We start from the raw sequence: 20049 nt of genomic DNA on the forward strand, positions 1-20049 counted from the left end.
AAATTCGAAAAAAGGAAAAGGAATAAGGCGAAAGGAATAAGTATAAAGGCGAAAGGAAAAACGTCTCTGCGGCCTTTGCGGCAACTTGGCGTCTTGGCGGTAAAAAGGGCGAAGCACGAAATTCGAAAAAAGGAAAAGGAATAAGGCGAAAGGAATAAGTATAAAGGCGAAAGGAAAAACGTCTCTGCGGCCTTTGCGGCAACTTGGCGTCTTGGCGGTAAAAAGGGCGAAGCACGAAATTCGAAAAAAAGGAAAAGGAATAAGGCGGAAGGAATAAGTATAAAGGCGAAAGGAAAAAGGTCTCTGTGGCCTTTGCGGCAACTTGGCGTCTTTGCGGTAAAAAGGGCGAAGCACGAAATTCGAAAAAAAAGAAAAGGAATAAGGCGGAAGGAATAAGTATAAAGGCGAAAGGAAAAAGGTCTCTGCGGCCTTTGCGGTAGCTTGGCGTCTTGGCGGTTAAACAAAAACGAAAAAGGAGCGCATATCCGTCTGTCACCCTGACGATAGGAAGGGTCTCTTTACAAGTTGTTTTTCGGATTCTCTGTAAGATGCTTCCTGCGTCAGCATGACAAGCGGGGTGTCTTGAAACAAGTATTGCTCCGTGTCTTTGCGGCAACTTGGCGTCTTTGCGGTTAAACGAAAAAGGCAAGGTTCTAAAATGAGAAAGGCCGCCATGCTTTCGCATAACGGCCTCGACCCACAAACTTTCCTGGTTTACTTTAACACGAGGGTTCTCGTATCGTATTTGTTTCGAACCGATTGTTCGAAGGTGTTTAAGTAGCGTGTTTCGGCCAAAGTCGGTTCAGATGATGTTTCCAATTCCTGAACGATGATCTTGTTTTCGGCAGCTACATAAAATCGATGCTGTGTTCCTGTTTCTGTCCGCAAGGTCATTTTTCGGAAAAACACCTCTTTATCCGTATCAAATTGAGCTGGAATCTCGGTTTCGTCTGAGATGACCTCAAGTTTTGAACTTGATTTTTGGTCTTTACTTATAAAGGTGTTGAAGAAGGCATAACTTACCGTTGGGCCAACCTCAACCACTCGTGTAGCGTAGTGCGATTCATTCTTGGTCAAACTATACGAAGCTTCGTTTCTGTTCACCTCCAATTGCGGTGTTTCGGGCCATTCGAAGGTGATGGGCGAGTTCTCTAATTTCACTACGCTTCTTCCACTTGCACGCTCTATGACTTTGGCGTGTTTCAGCTGCTTTTCCTTCGATGTGTATACAAGATCTCCTGCCTTGGCATCTTGAACAGAATACGAATTGGCGAAGAAGTGACCCGGCACAGAAAGCTCCTTATGATGCGAGTAGATGAAGATGGTCAAGGCATCCTCTGTTGCAATGGCATCGATATGGAACTGCGCATAACCACCTTTACTGTCGGCAGCAATGGTCAGATTCCCATTTTCGGAACGCATCTTATCCCATTTTAGATTGCTAATAGGAAGGCCGTGAACCTTTTGCATTTCGGCAATGAATTCTTGCGTTCTGCATTCGATATCGTACGGTTCTGGATTTTCGAGTTTAGCGGCAATAAAGAGTTCATCCTTGAACGAAGCCGAGGTCATGTATCCGTAAGCCAATTGGGTGTTCACAGGTTTTTCCGGGAACTCGCATTTCAATCCCGTTTCTGGCATTTCCAACTTATACGACCAGCCCCAATCGTATTTTATGTTCTTGGTTATCTGTGCTTGTGCCGACACGACAAGAGACAACATGGCTGTTGCAGCAATCAGTTTCGTTTTCATGAAGATCAACCTTTGGTGAATACGCCAATGGTAGGCGCGAAGAGTTTGCGGTAGAAACCGCCTTTAAATCGTTGTTTGATATGTGATTTGTTCCACATGGAAAATCAGCCTCAATGGACTGACTTTAACTTGATCGACACGGATTGGGTTACAATTTTTTTCGAGGAGTACTCTAATTGAAGCGCTTAAGTGCCTGAATTTGAGGGTAAATCGGTGAGCGACACGGTCAGAATGAGGAGCCTTTTGAATACTCGTTCGGCAGTCGGTCTAGAGTCGAAAACCTTCTTTCACTACTTGCCGAATGGAGCCAAAACTCGCTTCGGCCAGTGCTTTGGCCTTGGTCGGATCGACCCATTTCACTTCTGTTATTCCTTCTTCCGTTTGAGGGATCAATGCGGCATTGCTTTGGCTTTTCATTAAATACCAATGCGTTTTCTTCAGGATACGCTCGGCACCTAAGGAGTAGGTGTGAAATGTAGGCGAAAGGGCCTCGGTTATGCTCGGTTCTTCGATGCCGCATTCTTCTGCCACTTCGCGCACCGCGCACTTTTCTATTGTTTCGCCTTTTTCCAGTTTGCCTTTGGGAAGGTCCCACATTCCATTCCGATGGATGAAAAGCCATTCGTCAGCTTCATTCTGCACCAATCCGCCAGCAGCTTCAATCAATTTGTAATGCCCAGAAAAATGATCCCAATTGAATGCAACGTTACCCGAAACGAGAACATGCAGCGAACCGGCTTCCAACTGTGCAATGATCTCTGGCCACATTTCTAGTGATGGATCGGTCAATTGCCTGTTGAAAACTGAGCCGAATTCGGAGTCGTTTCCGAACTCCAAAACCGAACCGCCTATGAAAACTTTATAGCTTTGCGCCATGGATATTTTGAACTCAGAATTGGCCGCCAAGGTAGCTAATGAACTGCTTCGCATCAAAGCTGTAAAACTGCAACCGAATGCCCCATTCACCTGGGCTTCGGGTTGGAAGTCGCCCATCTATTGCGATAATCGAAAAACACTGTCGTTTCCTGATGTGCGAAAGTTGATTGCGCAAGGTTTGGCCCAAGGCGTGAAAGAGAAATTTGCCGATGCCGAAGTGGTTGCTGGCGTTGCTACTGGCGCCATTGCCATTGGAATGATGGTAGCAGAAGAGTTGGGACTTCCGTTCGTGTATGTCCGCCCAAAGCCGAAAGAGCACGGTCTGGGAAATCAGATTGAAGGTTACTTGCCCGAGAATAGCAAAGTGGTGGTGATTGAAGACCTGATCTCTACCGGAGGAAGCAGCCTGAAAGCGGTGGATGCATTGCGCGAAACGAGCTCAACAGTTCTAGGAATGGTGGCTATTTTCACCTACGGATTCGCAACTGCCGATGAAAATTTTGAAGCTGCTAACTGCAAGATCTACACGCTTTCCAATTATTCGGAACTGGTGAAGTTGGCGGTGAATTCAGGTTACGTTTCAGAATCAGATCTGGAGCAATTGACCGAATGGCGGAAAGAGCCTTCGGTTTGGAAGGCGTAGCAATTCGCTTAGTTTTAAGATTTACGACAGATACCAGCCGATCTCGTGATGTTGATGAAGCGTACGGCTTCCATCAGCGTGTTCCAACTCCAGTTCGCCAGACTGTTGCACGCCAATAATTCTTACCAATTCATCCGCGCCATTCACCGAAAGTTGTCGTTCTTCTCCACCACCGAAAAGCACACGGTTCATTTCAGTAAGCACCGTTTCAAGGTTTCCTTGTCGAATTTGCAGGTAAAACCGTTCCAGTTGTTCGTGGAGGATTTCCATCACCCATTCAATTTCGAGTGCCGAATCGGATAAAAGCCTTAGCGAAGTGGCATTCAATCCATCGGGAAATGTTGTTTGCTTCACGTTGAGACCGATTCCCACAATGCTTGTCTCCAATTGGCTTCCGCGAAGCATGTTCTCTATAAGAATTCCCGCAATCTTTTTAGACCCGACCAGAATGTCATTTGGCCATTTGATAGTCACTTCTTGGTCGTTGACGCAATTGGCAACCGTGGCACGCACTGCCAATGCAACAGCGGCACTCAATATGAACTGGTCTTTTGCTGCCAAAAAGACAGGCTTAAGAATATAGCTGCATGTTAAGTTCAAATGTGGCTCTGTTACCCACGAATTGAACCTTTGTCCTCTACCTGCTGTTTGCTCCTCTGCAACGATAACCGTGCCTTCCATCGGCATTTTGTCGCGAACCAGGGCACGGGCATAGTTGTTGGTTGAGTCGACCGAATTCAAGCGAATTGTGCTTTGTCCTATGAAGAGGGTTTTGGTCAATTTGTAGCAGTTTTAAATGGTAAATTTGCAAATTCTAAACACCCTGAATGAAGAAAATATCCCGCAAGGCGGAAACTGAACTGCTCGTTAAAGAAATCATTAACGGACTCCAAGAGAAAAAGGGGAAACACATAGTAAGTCTTGACCTAAGAAAAATTGAGAATGCTGTGACAGAATTTTACGTTGTCTGTAGCGGAGATTCCAACACACACGTGAACGCCTTGGCCGGAAGTGTGGAAGAAGAGGTGAGAAAAGCACTGAAAGATAAGCCTTGGCACATTGAGGGAACAAGTAATGCCGAATGGGTGTTACTCGATTACGTGAATGTGGTTGTCCACATTTTTCAGCGTGGAATAAGAGATCATTACAATATAGAAGGTCTGTGGGCCGATGCGGTAACTAAAGAGTACGATGAAGTGGCCTAGGCCGAAAAATTATTAGGATGTCGAGCAAGGAAAACAAGGAAAATAAAAACAAAAAGGAAGACGGGAAAAAGCCTTCCAAATCGAAATTCAACTTCGAGTTGAACTTCAACTTCTACTGGGTGTATGTCATCATTGCCGTGGCTTTTATCGCCATGACATTCATGCCCAACATGAGTGATACGGAAAGAAAATTGAACGATGATCAACTGAAGGAGTTGTTGGCATCGGGCGATGTGCAGAAGTTGGTGATCATCAACAAGGAAATGGCTGAGATTTTCATCAAGCCAGAAGCGCTGAAATCGAATGAAGCTTATAAGGATGTGAAGGATAATCCCTTCGGAACAGCTTTGAGCACAGGTCCGCAGTATTTCTACCAGATCGTTGAGATTCAGAATTTCGACAACACCTTGAAAGAGGTAAAGGAGAAATTGCCAAAAGAGGAGCAGTTCACCACAAGTGCTGAAACCCGGCAGAATTGGGCTGATTCATTCATGTGGTTGCTTCCATTCGTACTCATTATCGGTGTTTGGATATTCCTGATGCGGAGAATGAGTGGAGGTGCCGGAGGCGGTGCTCAGATATTCAATATCGGAAAATCCAAAGCGCAGCTTTTTGAAGGTGACACAAAAGTGAACGTGACCTTTAATGACGTGGCTGGTTTGGACGAAGCCAAAGTGGAGATCAAGGAAATTGTGGAATTCTTAAAAAGCCCACAGAAATACACGGATCTTGGTGCAAAGATTCCGAAAGGTGCCTTGCTTGTTGGCCCTCCGGGAACAGGAAAAACCCTTTTGGCAAAAGCTGTTGCGGGTGAGGCAAAGGTTCCTTTCTTCTCACTTTCAGGTTCAGATTTCGTTGAAATGTTTGTGGGAGTAGGCGCAAGCCGCGTTCGCGATCTTTTCAAACAGGCCAAAGAAAAAGCACCTGCCATCATCTTTATCGATGAGATTGATGCAATTGGACGAGCTAGAGGCAAAAGCATCTCTCAAGGAGCAAACGATGAGCGCGAGAACACGCTTAACCAATTGCTTACCGAGATGGATGGTTTTGGAACCAATAGTGGCGTTATCATTTTGGCTGCCACCAACCGTGCAGACATCTTGGATAGAGCCTTGATGCGTGCTGGCCGTTTTGACCGTCAGATACTTGTTGATATGCCTGATCTTCCAGAGCGCGTTCAGATTTTCAAAGTTCATCTGAAACCTTTGAAGTTGGGAGGAGATGTTGATGTGGATTTCCTCGGAAAACAAACTCCTGGTTTTTCCGGTGCTGACATCGCCAACCTTTGCAATGAGGCGGCTTTGATTGCTGCGCGGAAAGACAAGAAGATGGTAGAGAAGCAGGATTTTCTTGATGCTGTTGACAGGATCATCGGTGGTTTGGAGAAGAAGAACAAGATCATTACCAAGGGAGAGAAAAAAGTAATTGCCTATCACGAAGCAGGTCATGCTGCCGTGAGTTGGTTGACTGAACACGCATCTCCGTTGATCAAAGTGACCATTGTTCCGCGCGGAAGATCGTTGGGCGCTGCTTGGTATTTGCCAGAAGAGCGACAGATCACTACCAAAGAACAGATGTTGGACGAGATGTGCGCTACACTTGGCGGACGAGCTGCAGAAGAGATCATTTTCGGAAAAGTATCTACAGGGGCTTTGAGCGATCTGGAAAAAGTGACCAAGCAAGCTTACGCGATGGTGACTGTTTACGGATTGAGCGACAAGATCGGAAACATCAGTTTCTACGATTCCTCTGGTCAGAACGAGTACAATTTCAATAAGCCTTACAGCGAGAAAACGGCTGAGTTGATCGATCAAGAGGTGAGCGAGATGGTGGAGGCTGCTTACGAGCGTACAAAGAAGATCTTACTCGACAACAAGGATAAACTCGAGAAATTGGCTGAGAATCTCTTGGAGAAAGAGGTGATATTCAAGGAAAATCTGGAGGTCATTTTTGGAAAACGTCAATGGGATAGGGAAGAAGACCTAGTGGAGAAAAACACAGAAGCGATTGAGGAATTGAACCAAAGTGTTGCTCCTGCGGTAGATGAGAAAAGTGCTCCTGTTGAAGACGCAGAAATTTCCGCTGCAGCCGAGAAGGACGATACTTTGACCCAAAGTTGATAAATTGCCCGCTTGGAAAAAGGTTGGGTAAAGATTCTTTCAGGAGCAAGCAACGAGATTGAAATGAAATCCATGTTGCTCAAAGCACAAGAAATTAACGTGGTCGTTATCAATAAGCAAGATTCATCTTATCTGTTCGGTGAAGCCGAATTGTATGTTCCGCAGGATGAGGTGATTCTAGCAAAAAGGATGCTCGATGAAGAAAATGCCTGAGTTAGCTACACGGATCATTGTCGGACTGATCGTGTTCGGCATTTTCCTTTCGTCCATTTTCTTGGGTGGTCCAATCGGGTTTCTGGCTTTTTTCTCCTTTGCGCTGATCGTTGGACTCATGGAGTTTTACAATCTGGTAGACATGGGCGGTTTTAAACCGCAACGGCTTACGGGTTACTTGTTGGGAATCACCATGTTTTTGGGAAATGGCCTCATGACCTTTTATGGCCTCTCCTACAAATTCCTGCTGTTTCCGTTGGTCTGTCTTTTTCTCATTCCACCCATTGAGCTGTATAGGAAGCGCCAAGATCCGTTTACCAATATTGCGCACGGTTTTTTAGGAATCATTTACGTGGCGGTTCCCGTTACATTATTGATCAATATCGTTCATCCGAACGATGAGATCGGCTACAATCCACTGTTCTTTGCCGCATTCCTCCAACTCATTCTTGCCAGCGATTCCGGAGCGTATTTGGCCGGAACTGCCTTCGGGAAGCACAAATTGTTTGAGCGCATCAGCCCTAAAAAAAGTTGGGAAGGAGCATTTGGTGGTCTGCTTATGAGCATGGCGTTCGCCATCGGATTCTCTTATTTCCTCGACTTTCTCAACGTTTGGGAATGGATCGGATTATCCGTGGTTGCAGTAGTTGCAGGCATTTATGGCGACCTGGTTGAAAGCCTTTTGAAGCGTAATGTGGGCGCCAAAGACAGCGGCACCTTACTGCCTGGGCATGGCGGAGTGCTTGACCGTTTGGACAGTATCATTCTGGCTACGCCATTCGCTTTTGTCTATCTCAAGATTTTTCTCTGAACTAAGCACGAACCAAAGCTTACATTTGCGGTTTAATGGCAAGAATGACCATACATAAAGAAGGCTATCGTATGCTAACGCTGTTGGCGTTTGCAGTGGTAGGGATCACATTTGCTGTGATTCACTTCTTCCCTGAACTTAAATGGCTGCATTTTTTGGTCGGAATTGGCGGTGCGATCATCTTTTTGATCTTCCTTCAGTTTTTCAGAAGTCCGAAACGGAAGCTGGTCATTTCATCGCGCAGCATCGTTTGTCCTGCAGATGGAACCGTGGTGGCCATTGAAGAAGTGGATGAGCCCGAGTATTTCAATGGTGAGAAACGCATTCAGGTTTCTGTTTTCATGTCACCGCTCAATGTACATCTCAATCGCTATCCGATCTCTGGGCGTATTGCTTATTCAAAGTACCATCCCGGACTTTTTCTTGTGGCGTGGCATCCAAAGTCGAGTACGGAGAACGAACGTAACACGGTTGTGATTGAAACGGAGTTTGGAGTATCCGTACTCATTCGTCAGATAGCCGGTTTTGTAGCCAGACGCATCGTATGGTATTGTCACGAAGACGATCAAGTAAAACAAGGCGATGAACTTGGTTTCATCAAATTCGGTTCACGTGTAGATCTTTTTCTTCCGTTAGATGCGAAGATCAAAGTAGAATTGGAAGAGAAGGTGAAAGGAGGAATCAGCGTGCTGGCTGAGATTTAAAGAATATCCATCAATTCTTTCAGATTATGAATGTGAATGAACTGAGCTTCATTCATTTTGGGCTTGGCTGGTTCAAATAAGATCGCCTTCCATTTTGCGTTGATGGCGCCTTGCACATCTGCCTCAAAGTGATCTCCGATCATCACACTATTCGCAGCTACGGCTCCGGTAAGGTTCTGCGCATGATCGTAAATTACGCCACTCGGTTTTTTGGCACCAGCACTCTCTGATGTTATCACATGTTCGAAGTAAGGACTTAGACCAGAGCTTTCCATCTTGATGTGCTGCACTTCATCAAACCCGTTGGTGATGATATGAAGCTGATATTTTGGTCTCAGGTATTCCAACACTTCCAACGAGCCATCTACCAGCGCCACTTTGCGCGGGCTTCGCCAGATGTACTGTTCGCCCACTGCAACAGAAAGTTCTCTGTCTGAATGATCAAAGAACTTGAATGCGGCTTCAAATCGCGCGTAGCGCAACGACTCTTTGTTGATCACCCCATTCCTGTAATCTTCCCAGAAGATCTCGTTTATCCGTTTGTATTCGATGATGAATTCATCATCAGAAACGCCTAGTTTTTCGCTCAGTCCGAACTCTTTGAACAGTTCTTTCAGTGTGGCTTCCGAATTGGTTTCGAAATCCCACAGGGTTCTGTCAAGGTCAAAGAAAACGTGTTCTATCTTCTTCAAAACACCTTAGAAAATGATGACTACGGAAGAGACAATGACCGACCATACAACAACCGATGCCGACAGATAGAGGATCACTTTGCGCGGATTGCGGAAAAACCTTGCCGCCAAGAATGTACCGAGCGGAATAGATAGCAGTACTGGTGTAATGGCAGCGAGTCCGATAAGACCGTATTCGCGCTTCACGTGCACAATGATCTTATTCTTCCACGTGAATTTCTTCTTGGGCTTAGATGGTTTTTTCTTGTCAGAACCAGCAGCCATTCGGCTGATCAATAGCATGATGGCCGAACTCAGGTAGAAGAAGAAGAACACACCTATCAGCCCGCCTATCATGGTAATGATGAGTGTTTCGAGGTAGCCGAAGCCAATATTCAAGGAAGTAATGGGAGCCGTCAGGAATTTGGTGGCGCTCAGTATGACTATCAACAATATTTGTAGAATTTTCTCCACCTCCTGATTTCCTTCTCTACGCCATTACCAACATTAGGATATGCCTTTTTGTATAATTATTCCTTTGCTCCGTAAGCAAGGTCTCCAGCATCGCCCAAACCAGGAACGATGTATGAATGCGCTGTCAATTCCTCGTCCAATCCGCCTATCCAGATGGTGCAATTCTTTGGCAGATGTCGTTGGCAGTATTCAAGTCCTTCTCTGCTTGCAATGGCCGCCACGATGTGTACGTGATCAGGATTGCCTCTTCTCAGCAAGGCCTTGAACGCCAACACCATCGATCCGCCTGTGGCCAACATCGGATCGCATAGGATCACGGTTCGTCCTTCAACAGATGGGCTCGAAAGGTATTCCACCTTTATATCGAACGTGCCGTCTTCCTTATGGTTCATGCGATAAGCAGAAATGAAACAATTGTCTGCCTGATCGAAATAATTCAGAATTCCTTGATGGAGTGGAAGACCTGCGCGAAGAATGGTGGCAACCACTGGCTGAGCACTCAGCTGCGGAACATCAGCCTGACCCAATGGCGTGGTGACGGATCCATTGGTCCATTTCAATGTCTTACTTATCTCATAGGCCATCAATTCTCCTATCCGTTCCAGATTCCGCCTAAAACGCATGCGGTCATTTTGTACGTCAACGTTTCGGAGTTCACCTATGAATTGATCGAAAAGCGACCCGTGGCCGCCAAGTATATTGGCCATCTATTGTGAGATTTTGAAATAAGAAATCGGAACTAACGTGCCGAAGGCTAAATATACATATTGAACCTAGGCTATGGGTGCCAAAAGTTACGCTTGCGCCACTTTTACCATATGCACAAAAACATCTCGCCAACCGGCCCAAATGTCGCGGTCTGTTAGTGTCTCGTTGTGCCAAAGTCCAATGAAAGTACCATCCACATCTTTCACCTTTTGCACAATATCGGAGATGTGCTTCTTGGCTTCATCTGGCGGCAGCTTCATGTAATATTTCAGTGTAGCCTCCATCACTGCAAAGGGATAAACCATCAGTTCGGTATCCGTTTCCAGATCAAGGTCATAAAAGCGAAAAGGCGTGCACGTACCAGCTCTGAATCCGATATGTTCGGCATAGCCCATCGAGTGATCTTCAAGAATATCGTTGTCAATCAGTTTTTGGTACGTGTGGGGCAAATGCAGAATGAGAAAATGCTGACGGCTTTTGGTCACAGATCGGTTGATGATCTTCTCCAATCGTTTTTTCTCCGTTTTCAGCTTTTCATTCTTCTGGTTGGAATTGAAACTTGGATGAATGCCTATTTCGGCATAATCGCCTAAATGTTTGATAAGTGATTGGAATTCCAAGTTGTAGAACGGCACATTCTTATCGTTCACTCCGTAATCTGCCAGAAGGAAAAAATAAATGGTTCTAAGCTTGTATTCCTTCTGAATGTCGAGTTGAAAATCGTAGGTGTCGTAAGGGTCGTGTCCGCTTCCAACAAGCACACTCGTACGCTCCATCACTTCGCCAAAATTCAACTTGGATAGTGCGCGGCCATAGGCGCCAACCGTTCGCATAAAACCCTTGTTCTTGTACGCGTAAGCATTATCAATATCGATGGTAGAAATGAACTCGTACTTCCGTTGTTTGAACGCAAGATCTGGATAGGCCGATTTTATCATTGCCCGAATGCGAAGCAGCCATTGATCTACCAACGGTTCCGTAAGGAATCCATTTTTGAACCCAAGACTTTCGGAAGCTTCAAATCGATTGTACTTATCGCGGATGTGTGGCAAACATTCTTCATACCTTGAGAGTAAGAAGAAAGAAGCACTGAATACATCAAAATTGAATGCGGAATCAGTGGAATTCACCGTGTAGAAATACTTTCCGTTTTCATTTTCTGAAACGCGGATGTTCTGGTCTTTTACACCCGTTTCGTGCAATAGTCCTTGCGAACGGAAGTGAATTTCATCTCCAACCTTCGAATGCGAATAGCTGATCTTCGCACCTTCAGCGGCTAAGAATTTTTCTTTGCTACCCGTAAATGAGATCTGCAAACCCAGCATATCCGCCAGCAGCACATTAAAAATGTACCGAACGCGGGGTGTGATCTTGTGGCTGTAAATCAGCATCAATTCAAGTGTTCTATGATGGTAGTGCAGATGAAATCGGCAGCATTTCCATCTCCGAAAATGGGCGGAAAGTCCGTTGGCGGTTTGTGCTTGAAATGATCGTAACCGCTTTTGATCTTTTCAGGATCAGAACCGGCCAAAATGCCACAACCTAATTCTACAATCTCGGTCCATTCCGTTTCTGGCCGCAGAATAACGCAGGGCTTTTTCATGAAAAACGCTTCTTTCTGAACACCACCACTATCGGTCATGATCAATTGCGCATGCTTTTCTAAAAGAAGCATTTCTAAGAACCCAACAGGTTCAATAATGATGAATTTCGGATTCGAATCCAGTAGTTTGGTGCCCGCATCGTTAGAGTTGGTAATCATCTTTGTGGTACGCGGATGAAGCGGCAATACCACTTGGATGCCTTCTTCCAAAGAGATTTCATTCAGTGCTTGGAGAATGCGCGATAGAACCAGAATGTCGTCCGTGTTTTGCGGACGATGAATGGTGGACAAGATGAAGTTGTTCTTGTCAATTCCATGTTTCTCAAACAGTGATTCGTACGCATCTGCTTTTGTTGAATAGAAAAGCGTGTTATCGTACATCAGATCGCCACAATGGAATATGTAAGGATTGTCGATATCTGCTTCCCCACGTTTCTGAGCTTCTTTTAATGAATGGAAGCCTTCGTTTTCCAAGTTTCGAATTCCAGCCTTCGTGGGCGAAAAGAGTAGAGTGGAACAGTGATCGGCAGTTATTCGATTTATTTCTTCTGGCATTCGCTTGTTGAACGAACGAAGTCCTGCTTCAATGTGAATTACAGGAACATGGATTTTAGCCGCGGCCAACGCACCAGCCAGTGTCGAATTGGTGTCGCCATAAACAACAATTGCGTCTGGTTTTTCCAATAAGATCACCTGCTCAATCTCGTCCAACATTTTTCCACTCTGATTTCCGTGGCTTCCAGATCCAATTTCCAATTGATACTTAGGCGATGGAATGCCCATTTCTTGAAAGAAAACATCAGACATTCCATGGTCGTAGTGTTGGCCTGTGTGAACCAACACTTCTGTCAACTGATCGGAAAAACGAGATTGGATTGACCGATTGAGTGCAGCCGCTTTAATGATCTGCGGACGTGCGCCAATAATGGTCAGTAATTTCTTCATTAAAACACTCCTTCGTCCACAAAGCTAAAGTAATCCCGCTCACCAATTATAAGGTGATCAAGAACGGGAATATCCAAAGCATTTCCTGCTTCTTTCAGCTTTTTGGTCAGTTGATGATCTGCTTGACTTGGTTTTAATTGACCTGACGGATGATTGTGTGCTAAGATGATTGCGGAAGCTGGAAACTGAACAGCCAATTTGAATACCACTTTAGGGTCAACGGTTGTTCCAGAAACACCTCCTTTGGAGATGTTCTCTTTTCCGATCACAGCGTTGGCCCGATTCAGAAAAATAACCCAAAATTCTTCGTGCCTTAGGTCGCCCAAATGCGGGTAGACCACATCAAAGGCAGAACGGCTGTCCGTGATCTTAACTCGTTTTTCGGGCTCGCTATCTTTTCGTCTTCTACCTAATTCAAGTGCGGCAATAATGCTGATGGCCTTTGCCTCGCCTATTCCTTTGAATTTCGTTAGGTCTTTTACGGATAGTTTTCCGAGTTCGGAAAGTTGATTGTTCAAGCTCAGAAGAATACGTTTCGAAAGGTCAACAGCTGTTTCTTCCGTATTTCCAGAACCGATCAGAATAGCAATCAACTCAGCATCGCTCAATGCGGATTTTCCTTTCAGAAGTAGCTTTTCCCGCGGTCTGTCATCTTCGGCCCAAGAGCGGATTCCTTTTGTCTGCTGATACGTTTCCATCGTAGACCGAATATACAGAAACTGCAAAACAAAAGCTCCGTCCCAACGAATTGGAACGGAGCTTCAATATGGGCGAACGGTGCGCTTAAAGCGCGTTCACATGTAGGGCCAACTTCGATTTCAAGTTGGATGCTTTGTTCTTATGAATGATGTTGTTCTTGGCCAATTTATCAACCAATGCAGCCACTTTAGGAAACAATTCCTCAGCAACAGCTTTCTCAGTTGTGCCACGCAATTCCTTTACGGCATTACGAGTGGTTTTGTGAACGTATTTGTTTCTCAAACGCTTGGTTTCGTTTGAACGGATTCTTTTGAGAGTTGATTTGTGATTAGCCATTGCTTCTCGTAGTCAAATTTTAGGGCTGCAAATGTAAGAATTAGTTTTTGAGTTACAAGCAGCAAATTGAAGTAAATAATTCTGTGCTGAATCTGTGCTCGGTTTTTCGCATCAATTCATGTGGGCAATGATCTCATCTCCGAATTCAGAAGAGGAAAGCAAGGTTGCTCCATCCATCAATCGTTCGAAATCGAAGGTCACTCGTTTGCTTGCGATGGCTCTTTCAACAGCGTTTTCAATCAAGCGCGAAACTTCCGTCCAACCCATGTATTCAAACATCATTGCTCCAGACAAAATGATGGAACTCGGATTGACCATGTTCTTACCAGCTAATTTGGGCGCAGTTCCATGCGTTGCCTCAAAAATAGCGTACCCGGTAGCGTAATTGATATTGGCTCCGGGAGCAATGCCAATTCCACCAACGCAAGCCGCCAAGGCATCCGAAATGTAATCTCCGTTCAAATTAAGCGTGGCTACAACCGAATGCTGCTTCGGATAAAGAAGAATTTCTTGCAAAAAGGCATCTGCGATGCAATCCTTGATAAGCACTTTTCCAGCGTTCAAGGCATCTTCCTGTGCCTGATTGGCAGCGTCAGTTCCATCTACCGAAAGAATACGATCGTACATGTCCCAAGTGAATACTTGATCATGGAAATGTTTTTCGGCATAATCGTATCCCCATTTCTTGAAGCTTCCTTCGGTATATTTCATTATGTTCCCTTTGTGAACAATGGTCACAGAAGGTTTTTTGTGCTCAATGGCGTATTCAATGGAAGCTTTTATCAATCGTTCCGTTCCTTGTCTGGAAACAGGTTTAATGCCGATAGAAGTTGTTTCTGGAAAGCGGATTCCGCGAGCTCCAAAATCATCTTGAAGTATATTTATCAGTTTCACACATTCTAGTGTTTCTGCTTGATATTCAATCCCTGCATAGATATCTTCCGTGTTCTCTCGGAAGATGACCATATCCGTATATTCAGGGTGTACCAAGGGAGAAGGCACGCCTTTGAACCAACGTACAGGCCGAAGACATACGTATAGATCAAGTGTTTGACGAAGCTGCACATTCAATGATCGGATGCCGCCACCGATCGGTGTCGTCAACGGTCCTTTAATGGCAACCAAATGTGTCTGAATGGCCTTCAGCGATTCTTCTGGCAGCCATTCACCAGTTTGGTGATATGCCTTTTCGCCAGCTAGAATTTCCAGCCAATCAATTTTCCGTTCTTTTCCGTACGCTTTTTCAACTGCTGCATCAAAAACTTTCTTTGCCGGTTCCCAAATATCTACTCCAATTCCATCTCCTTCAATAAATGGAATGGTTGGGTTTGATGGCACATTAAGTTTTCCGTTCTCTTCTAGTGTAATGGATGACATGTTACTTTATTTTTCTGGCGGCCGAAGTTATTCTATCTACTGTAAATCGAACACAGGCCGAAAGGTTTGGTTGTAAGCTTTAACATTAAATTGGAATAGGCGAGCCGGTTTATGCGCCACGCCTTGCTGTTTTTCGTCCAAATGCAGGAGGAAATCCAAGCTCATCACTTTCCTTCTGAAATTGCGTTTGTCAATTTCTATTCCTAGCACAGCCTCGTACAACGATTGAAGCTGACGAAGCGTGAACTTTTTCGGAAGCAGTTCAAAGCCGATCGGTTCCACGCGGATCTTCTTTCGAAGTGCTTCTAAGGCAGATTCTAGGATTAAGTTGTGGTCGAAAGCCAATTCAGGCACTTCGTTCAATCCGATCCATTCGGCCTTGCGGGCAAATGAGTTTGCAGATGGTTTGAAATTCTCTGGTTTGATGAGCGAATAATAACCGATGGTCACTACACGTGCATCAGGATCCTTACGCACGCTGCGCAACCATTCGAGGTCGTTCTCCCTTTTGGCGCGAAGCGGATCTCCAAAAGCCGCGAATTGTTCGAGAAAAAGATCGTTCAGTCCTGTCAGTTCCTTTAATACACGGTTCGCTGCCTGATCAAGATTCTCATCGTTTCTGATCAAGTCGCCTGGAAGTTGGAAATTCTTGCCTTCGGTGTTGTCAGGATTGTCTCGTTCGATCAACAACACTTTCAATCCTTGCACGTCAAATCCGAAAATCACACAATCTACCGAAACGTTCGGGTTCAGATTATAAGGAAGGTGATTTTGATCCATGCGCGAATATGCGTGTTTTAAAATAGAACCACAGGCAATTTCTCAAGTTCTCTGTCGAGGAGATTTTGAAATTTCATTCGGTCAAATGCAAAGAGTTTGGCTGGTCTGAAATTCTGTCCGGTCAGCATTTTGCCCGAATCGTTCAGATATCCTTTACTTAAAATGGCACGTCTGAAATTCCGTTTGTCGAGTCGCTCTTCTAGAATTGTCTCGTACAGTTGTTGAATTTCGGTGATAGTGAACGGTTCAGGCATTCCTCCAAGCGGAAGTAGATGATTTGCTGTTGCTCGTTTCAGCGTATTCAGAGCTGCATTCAGAATGTCGCGATGATCGTAAAGCAATTTTTCCGGCACTTCGCTTATCGGGCAAAAACCACCAGAAGCAGCCAACGATCCAAATGTCAGTTTCGTATTGTTCGTAAACCCAACAAAAGCCTTGGTGATAACACGGCTTTCAGACGGATCTGGGCGGTTCAGCCTTGCTGGATCTTCGAACGAACGAAATCGGTACAATGGAATTTCCAAGCTTGCTTGGTCAAGTAGTACCCGATTGGCAGCATCCAGAATGAGTTCATTCGCCATTACCTCATCGCCAGGTAAAGAAAGTGTCGGTTGACCAGCAACCACAGACTTTCGATGGACCAAAAGCACACTTAATTGTTCGGTTTCTTGGTCGAAGTGAAATACTACACAGTCAACCGAAATGCTTGGTTTTGAGTTGATTGGCAACTTGCGATTGATTAATTGATGGTGTTAATTGTATGCGTCATTTTTCAGTGTGTCAATTTAACACTAACTTGGCTTTCTTTGCAAACCGAAATGTTAATATTCTGATTAGAAATGGTATTGATTGCAGATAGCGGAAGCACCAAGTGCGACTGGAAATTAATGGATGGTGATCGTGAGGTAGGAGCGGTAAGTACCATGGGTTTCAACCCGTTTTTTCATAGCGAATCCATAATCAGCGCAACCATTAAAGCGCAAGGAATGCTTTATAAATATGCGGATCAGATCACGGATGTATACATATACAGCGCAGGTTGTTCCAGTCCGGAACTGAATAAGGTAGTTGAAAACGCGCTTCGTACGCTTTTTAGAAAAGCAAACATCCGAGTAGATCACGATGTGCTTGGCGCGGCTTTGGCTGCTTGCCAAGGACAAGAAGGCATTGCATGCATTTTAGGAACGGGTTCCAATTCGTGCTACTACGATGGAAACGGAGGGATTTATGAGGAGATTCCTTCCTTGGCGTATATTTTAGGAGATGAAGGGAGCGGCAGTTGGTACGGAAAGCAAGTGCTGCGCGATTATCTTTATAAAGAACCGATTCCAGAGGAATTGCGAGAAGAATTGGTCAATCAAGGTCACACCAAAACATCAATTCTCGAGAACATTTATATGCAGCCGCACGCCAATGTCTATTTGGCATCTTTCATGAAGACCATTTCCAAGTTTCGTGAAACGGAGTATGTCAAAAACATGATTCATGATGGTATGCGTGCTTTTCTATTGCGTCATGTTTGTTGCTTCAAAAATCACAAAGAGGTTCAGGTCAATTTTGTGGGTTCCATTGCTTATTACTTTCAGGATATTCTGAAGGAGGAAGCCGAAAAATTGGGAATTACAGTCGGGAATGTTGTCAAAAAACCGATTGACGGATTGGTTGAATATCACCTGAAACACGCCATTCAAGGATGAAAAGATTATTCCGATCGCTTGGTTCGGTCATTTCCTTTCAGGAATCAACAAATGGCGTTTTACTGAGCACAGATGATGCTGAGGTTCGTCTCACCATCTATTCGCCATCCATTGTTCGGGTTTATGTCGAAAAGACGCAGAATGAAGCGTCAGAATTGCCATATGCAGTTGTAGAAAAACCTCAGAAAACGGCTTTCGAGGTGAAGCAGACAGAAGATGTCATCTTCATAACCACAGCTAAATTGAAGGTGATGATTGCTCGGAAACCACTTCGAATCTCATTTACAGATCGCAATGGAAATTTCTTGAACGAAGACGATTGCGCACTCGGAACGGGTTGGATAGGCGATACGGTTGTCACTTACAAATCCTTAATGGAAGGTGAGAAATTCATCGGTTTGGGTGAGAAAACCGGTCCGCTTGACCGAGCTGGAAACGCTTACACGCAATGGAATACAGATCATTTTGGATATCCGACCAATGCCGACCCGATCTATCTGAGCACACCTTTTTACATGGGAATTCATGCCGAAGGTCATTACGGCATTTTCTTGAATAATTCTCACCGTTCAGTGGTCAATTTTGGTGCAAGTAACGACCGTTTTTCTTCGTTTCAGGCCGAGGGCGGACCGATGGATTATTTCTTTTTTCATAATGATTCGGTGGTCGAAATGGTGTCGGATTATTCTTGGCTCACGGGAAGAATTCCGCTTCCTCCAAAATGGGCGCTTGGTTTTCAGCAATGTCGCTACAGCTATTATCCCGATTTGGAGGTTCTGAACGTAGCAAGAACGTTTCGCGAGAAGAAAATCCCTGCGGATGTCATTTACCTCGACATCCATTACATGCAGGATTACAAGGTTTTCACCTTTGATAAGGAACGATTTCCAGATCCGAAGAAATTGACAGCCGATCTGGAGAAAGATGGTTTCAAAACGGTCGTGATTGTCGATCCTGGTGTGAAGAAGGAAAAAGGCTACGAGCCTTGTGAAGATGGTGTGAAGAAGGATGTGTTTGTGAAATATCCTGATGGAGAATTGCACTGCGCACAGGTTTGGCCAGGCTGGAGTTACTTCCCAGATTTCACCAAAGAATCAGCCCGTAATTGGTGGTCGGATAAGATGAAATTCTACACCGATAACGGCATTCGTGGTTTCTGGAATGATATGAACGAACCTGCAAGTTGGGGACAGATGACGCCTGACCTTATTGAGTTTGATTGGGAAGGTGACACTACCACGCATCGCGAAGCAAGAAACGTTTACGGTGGGTTGATGTCTCGCGCCACAAAAGAAGGCGCGGATAAATACTTGGATAACAAGCGTCCGTTGATGTTGACGCGTGCTGGATTTTCGGGTGTTCAGCGCTATTCAGCCGTTTGGACCGGAGATAACGTTGCTTCTGATGAGCACATGATGGCTGGCGTTCGACTAATCAACAGCATGGGTTTGACCGGAATTCCATTTGCTGGTTATGACGTTGGCGGCTTTGTTGGCGAAGCATCTTCCGATCTGTTTGCCCGATGGATTTCCATCGGAGCGTTCAGCCCGTTTTTCCGTGCGCACAGCATGATCGGAACGCGCAATGCCGAGCCTTGGACCTTTGGCGAAACTTCAGAAGCCATCGCTCGGAATTACATCAACTTGCGTTATAAGTTGATGCCAACGATTTACACGGCCATGCATCGCGCTACGCAAGATGGAATGCCACTGGTGAGGTCGTTGGCGTTGCTCCATCCAAGAGATGAAAAGATTTACGAGCCAGCGTATCAGAATCAATACATGTTTGGCGAATCATTGCTGATCTGTCCAGTGGAAAGTACCAAAGATCTGGTTCGTGTTTATTTGCCAGAAGGCGATTGGTACGACCTTTTTACAGACAAACATTACAGAGGAAATCAAGAAGTTGTAGTTGATTGTCCGGTGGAGAAATTGCCTGTTTTTGTGAAACGTGGAGCACCGATCATTACGCAAAGTCTGGTTCAATCAACTTCTCATAAGCACGATGGTGTTCTGAGCCTTCATGTTTGGTTCAGCGCAGAAGGAACTGCTTGCATTTATGAGGATGATGGAGAAAGCTATGATTTCGAGAAAGGCAAATGGAGCTCTCGCGAGATAAAGTATGATTGTCCGAACAATACGATTCTATTTGGAGCTCAAGAGGGAGATTTTGCTTCAGAATTCAATAAAGTGAAAGTCATTTGGCATGGATTCCATGATAGAAAAGTGACATCGGTAGATGTCACCCAGAGTGGAGTCGAAGGGTTGTTGGCTAAGAGTGAGGATTACCGTTGGGTTGATGCACTGCCGAATTTTGATCCACTGGGAGCAACTGTAGTTGACTACAAGTGTGATGTGTTTGCGGTGGAATTTGAGAACACATCAAACGCTTTTGTGCTAACGTGGGAAAGTGAATTAAACGACTAAACATCGATT

Annotated in this window: 22 protein-coding genes; 8 read left to right on the top strand and 14 right to left on the bottom strand. The window is 45.0% G+C overall.

Translation table 11 applies throughout. From position 1 onward, the window contains the following. The 3 genes from K9J17_13275 to K9J17_13285 form a co-directional block, all read right to left on the bottom strand. A partial coding sequence (locus K9J17_13275; GenBank protein ID MCF8277698.1) for a hypothetical protein occupies window positions 1–649 on the bottom strand: 649 nt, incomplete at its 3' end. Window positions 650–714: 65 nt separating this feature from the next. Then, window positions 715–1752: a hypothetical protein gene (locus K9J17_13280; protein MCF8277699.1), complete on the bottom strand. Its 1038-nt coding sequence runs from the start codon at window positions 1750–1752 to the stop codon at window positions 715–717. 267 nt (window positions 1753–2019) lie between these two features. Beyond that, entirely contained in the window at window positions 2020–2628 is a 609-nt protein-coding gene (locus tag K9J17_13285; GenBank protein ID MCF8277700.1) for an NUDIX hydrolase, read from the bottom strand. A 19-nt stretch (window positions 2629–2647) separates the two neighbouring features. Here K9J17_13285 and pyrE point away from each other — a divergent pair, with 19 nt between their 5' ends. Then, window positions 2648–3271 carry an orotate phosphoribosyltransferase gene (gene pyrE, locus K9J17_13290; protein ID MCF8277701.1) on the top strand — a complete coding sequence of 208 codons (624 nt, stop codon included), beginning with the start codon at window positions 2648–2650 and terminating at the stop codon, window positions 3269–3271. A gap of 21 nt (window positions 3272–3292) precedes the next feature. Here pyrE and K9J17_13295 read toward each other — a convergent pair whose 3' ends face one another. Beyond that, entirely contained in the window at window positions 3293–4051 is a 759-nt protein-coding gene (locus K9J17_13295) for a biotin--[acetyl-CoA-carboxylase] ligase (GenBank protein MCF8277702.1), read from the bottom strand. A gap of 47 nt (window positions 4052–4098) precedes the next feature. Here K9J17_13295 and rsfS point away from each other — a divergent pair, with 47 nt between their 5' ends. Genes rsfS through K9J17_13320 form a run of 5 tightly spaced genes read left to right on the top strand, consistent with a single transcriptional unit; the run spans window position 4099 to window position 8324 of the window. Then, a complete protein-coding gene (gene rsfS / locus K9J17_13300) occupies window positions 4099–4476 on the top strand; it encodes a ribosome silencing factor (protein MCF8277703.1) in 378 nt (125 codons plus the stop codon). 17 nt (window positions 4477–4493) lie between these two features. Further along, window positions 4494–6596, top strand: a complete 2103-nt coding sequence (gene ftsH, locus K9J17_13305; protein MCF8277704.1) for an ATP-dependent zinc metalloprotease FtsH — start codon at window positions 4494–4496, stop codon at window positions 6594–6596. Window positions 6597–6608: 12 nt separating this feature from the next. After that, window positions 6609–6809: a DUF2007 domain-containing protein gene (locus tag K9J17_13310; GenBank protein ID MCF8277705.1), complete on the top strand. Its 201-nt coding sequence runs from the start codon at window positions 6609–6611 to the stop codon at window positions 6807–6809. Further along, complete coding sequence (locus K9J17_13315; GenBank protein ID MCF8277706.1) at window positions 6802–7620, top strand: phosphatidate cytidylyltransferase; 819 nt, start codon at window positions 6802–6804, stop codon at window positions 7618–7620. Before K9J17_13310 ends, K9J17_13315 begins: the two co-directional genes overlap by 8 nt. Before the next feature lie 44 nt (window positions 7621–7664). Continuing rightward, window positions 7665–8324, top strand: a complete 660-nt coding sequence (locus tag K9J17_13320) for a phosphatidylserine decarboxylase family protein (GenBank protein ID MCF8277707.1) — start codon at window positions 7665–7667, stop codon at window positions 8322–8324. On the opposite strand, the gene K9J17_13325 is transcribed toward K9J17_13320, so the two are convergent. The 10 genes from K9J17_13325 to K9J17_13370 form a co-directional block, all read right to left on the bottom strand. After that, window positions 8321–9016 carry a YjjG family noncanonical pyrimidine nucleotidase gene (locus K9J17_13325; protein ID MCF8277708.1) on the bottom strand — a complete coding sequence of 232 codons (696 nt, stop codon included), beginning with the start codon at window positions 9014–9016 and terminating at the stop codon, window positions 8321–8323. The genes K9J17_13320 and K9J17_13325 overlap by 4 nt on opposite strands. A 6-nt stretch (window positions 9017–9022) precedes the next feature. Next, window positions 9023–9448 (bottom strand): hypothetical protein, encoded by a 426-nt coding sequence (locus tag K9J17_13330; GenBank protein MCF8277709.1) that lies wholly within the window; start codon window positions 9446–9448, stop codon window positions 9023–9025. Window positions 9449–9525: 77 nt separating this feature from the next. Beyond that, a complete protein-coding gene (upp, locus tag K9J17_13335; protein MCF8277710.1) occupies window positions 9526–10176 on the bottom strand; it encodes a uracil phosphoribosyltransferase in 651 nt (216 codons plus the stop codon). An 87-nt stretch (window positions 10177–10263) separates the two neighbouring features. Next, a complete protein-coding gene (locus K9J17_13340; GenBank protein MCF8277711.1) occupies window positions 10264–11568 on the bottom strand; it encodes a polysaccharide deacetylase family protein in 1305 nt (434 codons plus the stop codon). Next, window positions 11568–12725, bottom strand: coding sequence for a UDP-N-acetylglucosamine 2-epimerase (non-hydrolyzing) (gene wecB, locus K9J17_13345; GenBank protein ID MCF8277712.1), 1158 nt, complete (start codon window positions 12723–12725; stop codon window positions 11568–11570). The genes K9J17_13340 and wecB overlap by 1 nt, the downstream gene beginning before the upstream one ends. Beyond that, a complete protein-coding gene (gene radC, locus K9J17_13350) occupies window positions 12725–13423 on the bottom strand; it encodes a DNA repair protein RadC (protein ID MCF8277713.1) in 699 nt (232 codons plus the stop codon). Before radC ends, wecB begins: the two co-directional genes overlap by 1 nt. A gap of 85 nt (window positions 13424–13508) precedes the next feature. Then, window positions 13509–13760 carry a 30S ribosomal protein S20 gene (gene rpsT / locus K9J17_13355; GenBank protein ID MCF8277714.1) on the bottom strand — a complete coding sequence of 84 codons (252 nt, stop codon included), beginning with the start codon at window positions 13758–13760 and terminating at the stop codon, window positions 13509–13511. Between the two features lie 111 nt (window positions 13761–13871). Next, window positions 13872–15137 carry an NADP-dependent isocitrate dehydrogenase gene (gene icd / locus K9J17_13360; protein MCF8277715.1) on the bottom strand — a complete coding sequence of 422 codons (1266 nt, stop codon included), beginning with the start codon at window positions 15135–15137 and terminating at the stop codon, window positions 13872–13874. Between the two features lie 36 nt (window positions 15138–15173). After that, window positions 15174–15917: an NUDIX domain-containing protein gene (locus tag K9J17_13365; GenBank protein ID MCF8277716.1), complete on the bottom strand. Its 744-nt coding sequence runs from the start codon at window positions 15915–15917 to the stop codon at window positions 15174–15176. A 17-nt stretch (window positions 15918–15934) separates the two neighbouring features. Beyond that, a complete protein-coding gene (locus tag K9J17_13370; GenBank protein MCF8277717.1) occupies window positions 15935–16645 on the bottom strand; it encodes a hypothetical protein in 711 nt (236 codons plus the stop codon). A gap of 111 nt (window positions 16646–16756) precedes the next feature. Here K9J17_13370 and K9J17_13375 point away from each other — a divergent pair, with 111 nt between their 5' ends. After that, window positions 16757–17614, top strand: coding sequence for an ATPase (locus K9J17_13375; protein ID MCF8277718.1), 858 nt, complete (start codon window positions 16757–16759; stop codon window positions 17612–17614). Further along, complete coding sequence (locus tag K9J17_13380; GenBank protein MCF8277719.1) at window positions 17611–20040, top strand: glycoside hydrolase family 31 protein; 2430 nt, start codon at window positions 17611–17613, stop codon at window positions 20038–20040. Before K9J17_13375 ends, K9J17_13380 begins: the two co-directional genes overlap by 4 nt. Window positions 20041–20049: the final 9 nt, after the last annotated feature.

The sequence above is a fragment of the Flavobacteriales bacterium genome, assembly GCA_021739695.1.
In the GTDB taxonomy this organism is placed as follows: domain Bacteria; phylum Bacteroidota; class Bacteroidia; order UBA10329; family UBA10329; genus UBA10329.

Excerpts from the sequence above, each read along its gene's own strand:
- icd (MCF8277715.1), bottom strand. The coding sequence starts at position 15,137 with ATGTCATCCATTACACTAGAAGAGAACGGAAAACTTAATGTGCCATCA.
- upp (MCF8277710.1), bottom strand. The coding sequence starts at position 10,176 with ATGGCCAATATACTTGGCGGCCACGGGTCGCTTTTCGATCAATTCATA.
- rpsT (MCF8277714.1), bottom strand. The coding sequence starts at position 13,760 with ATGGCTAATCACAAATCAACTCTCAAAAGAATCCGTTCAAACGAAACC.
- K9J17_13285 (MCF8277700.1), bottom strand. The coding sequence starts at position 2,628 with ATGGCGCAAAGCTATAAAGTTTTCATAGGCGGTTCGGTTTTGGAGTTC.
- K9J17_13375 (MCF8277718.1), top strand. The coding sequence starts at position 16,757 with ATGGTATTGATTGCAGATAGCGGAAGCACCAAGTGCGACTGGAAATTA.
- wecB (MCF8277712.1), bottom strand. The coding sequence starts at position 12,725 with ATGAAGAAATTACTGACCATTATTGGCGCACGTCCGCAGATCATTAAA.
- radC (MCF8277713.1), bottom strand. The coding sequence starts at position 13,423 with ATGGAAACGTATCAGCAGACAAAAGGAATCCGCTCTTGGGCCGAAGAT.
- rsfS (MCF8277703.1), top strand. The coding sequence starts at position 4,099 with ATGAAGAAAATATCCCGCAAGGCGGAAACTGAACTGCTCGTTAAAGAA.
- K9J17_13380 (MCF8277719.1), top strand. The coding sequence starts at position 17,611 with ATGAAAAGATTATTCCGATCGCTTGGTTCGGTCATTTCCTTTCAGGAA.
- K9J17_13280 (MCF8277699.1), bottom strand. The coding sequence starts at position 1,752 with ATGAAAACGAAACTGATTGCTGCAACAGCCATGTTGTCTCTTGTCGTG.
- ftsH (MCF8277704.1), top strand. The coding sequence starts at position 4,494 with ATGTCGAGCAAGGAAAACAAGGAAAATAAAAACAAAAAGGAAGACGGG.
- K9J17_13315 (MCF8277706.1), top strand. The coding sequence starts at position 6,802 with ATGCCTGAGTTAGCTACACGGATCATTGTCGGACTGATCGTGTTCGGC.
- K9J17_13365 (MCF8277716.1), bottom strand. The coding sequence starts at position 15,917 with ATGGATCAAAATCACCTTCCTTATAATCTGAACCCGAACGTTTCGGTA.
- K9J17_13340 (MCF8277711.1), bottom strand. The coding sequence starts at position 11,568 with ATGCTGATTTACAGCCACAAGATCACACCCCGCGTTCGGTACATTTTT.
- K9J17_13320 (MCF8277707.1), top strand. The coding sequence starts at position 7,665 with ATGACCATACATAAAGAAGGCTATCGTATGCTAACGCTGTTGGCGTTT.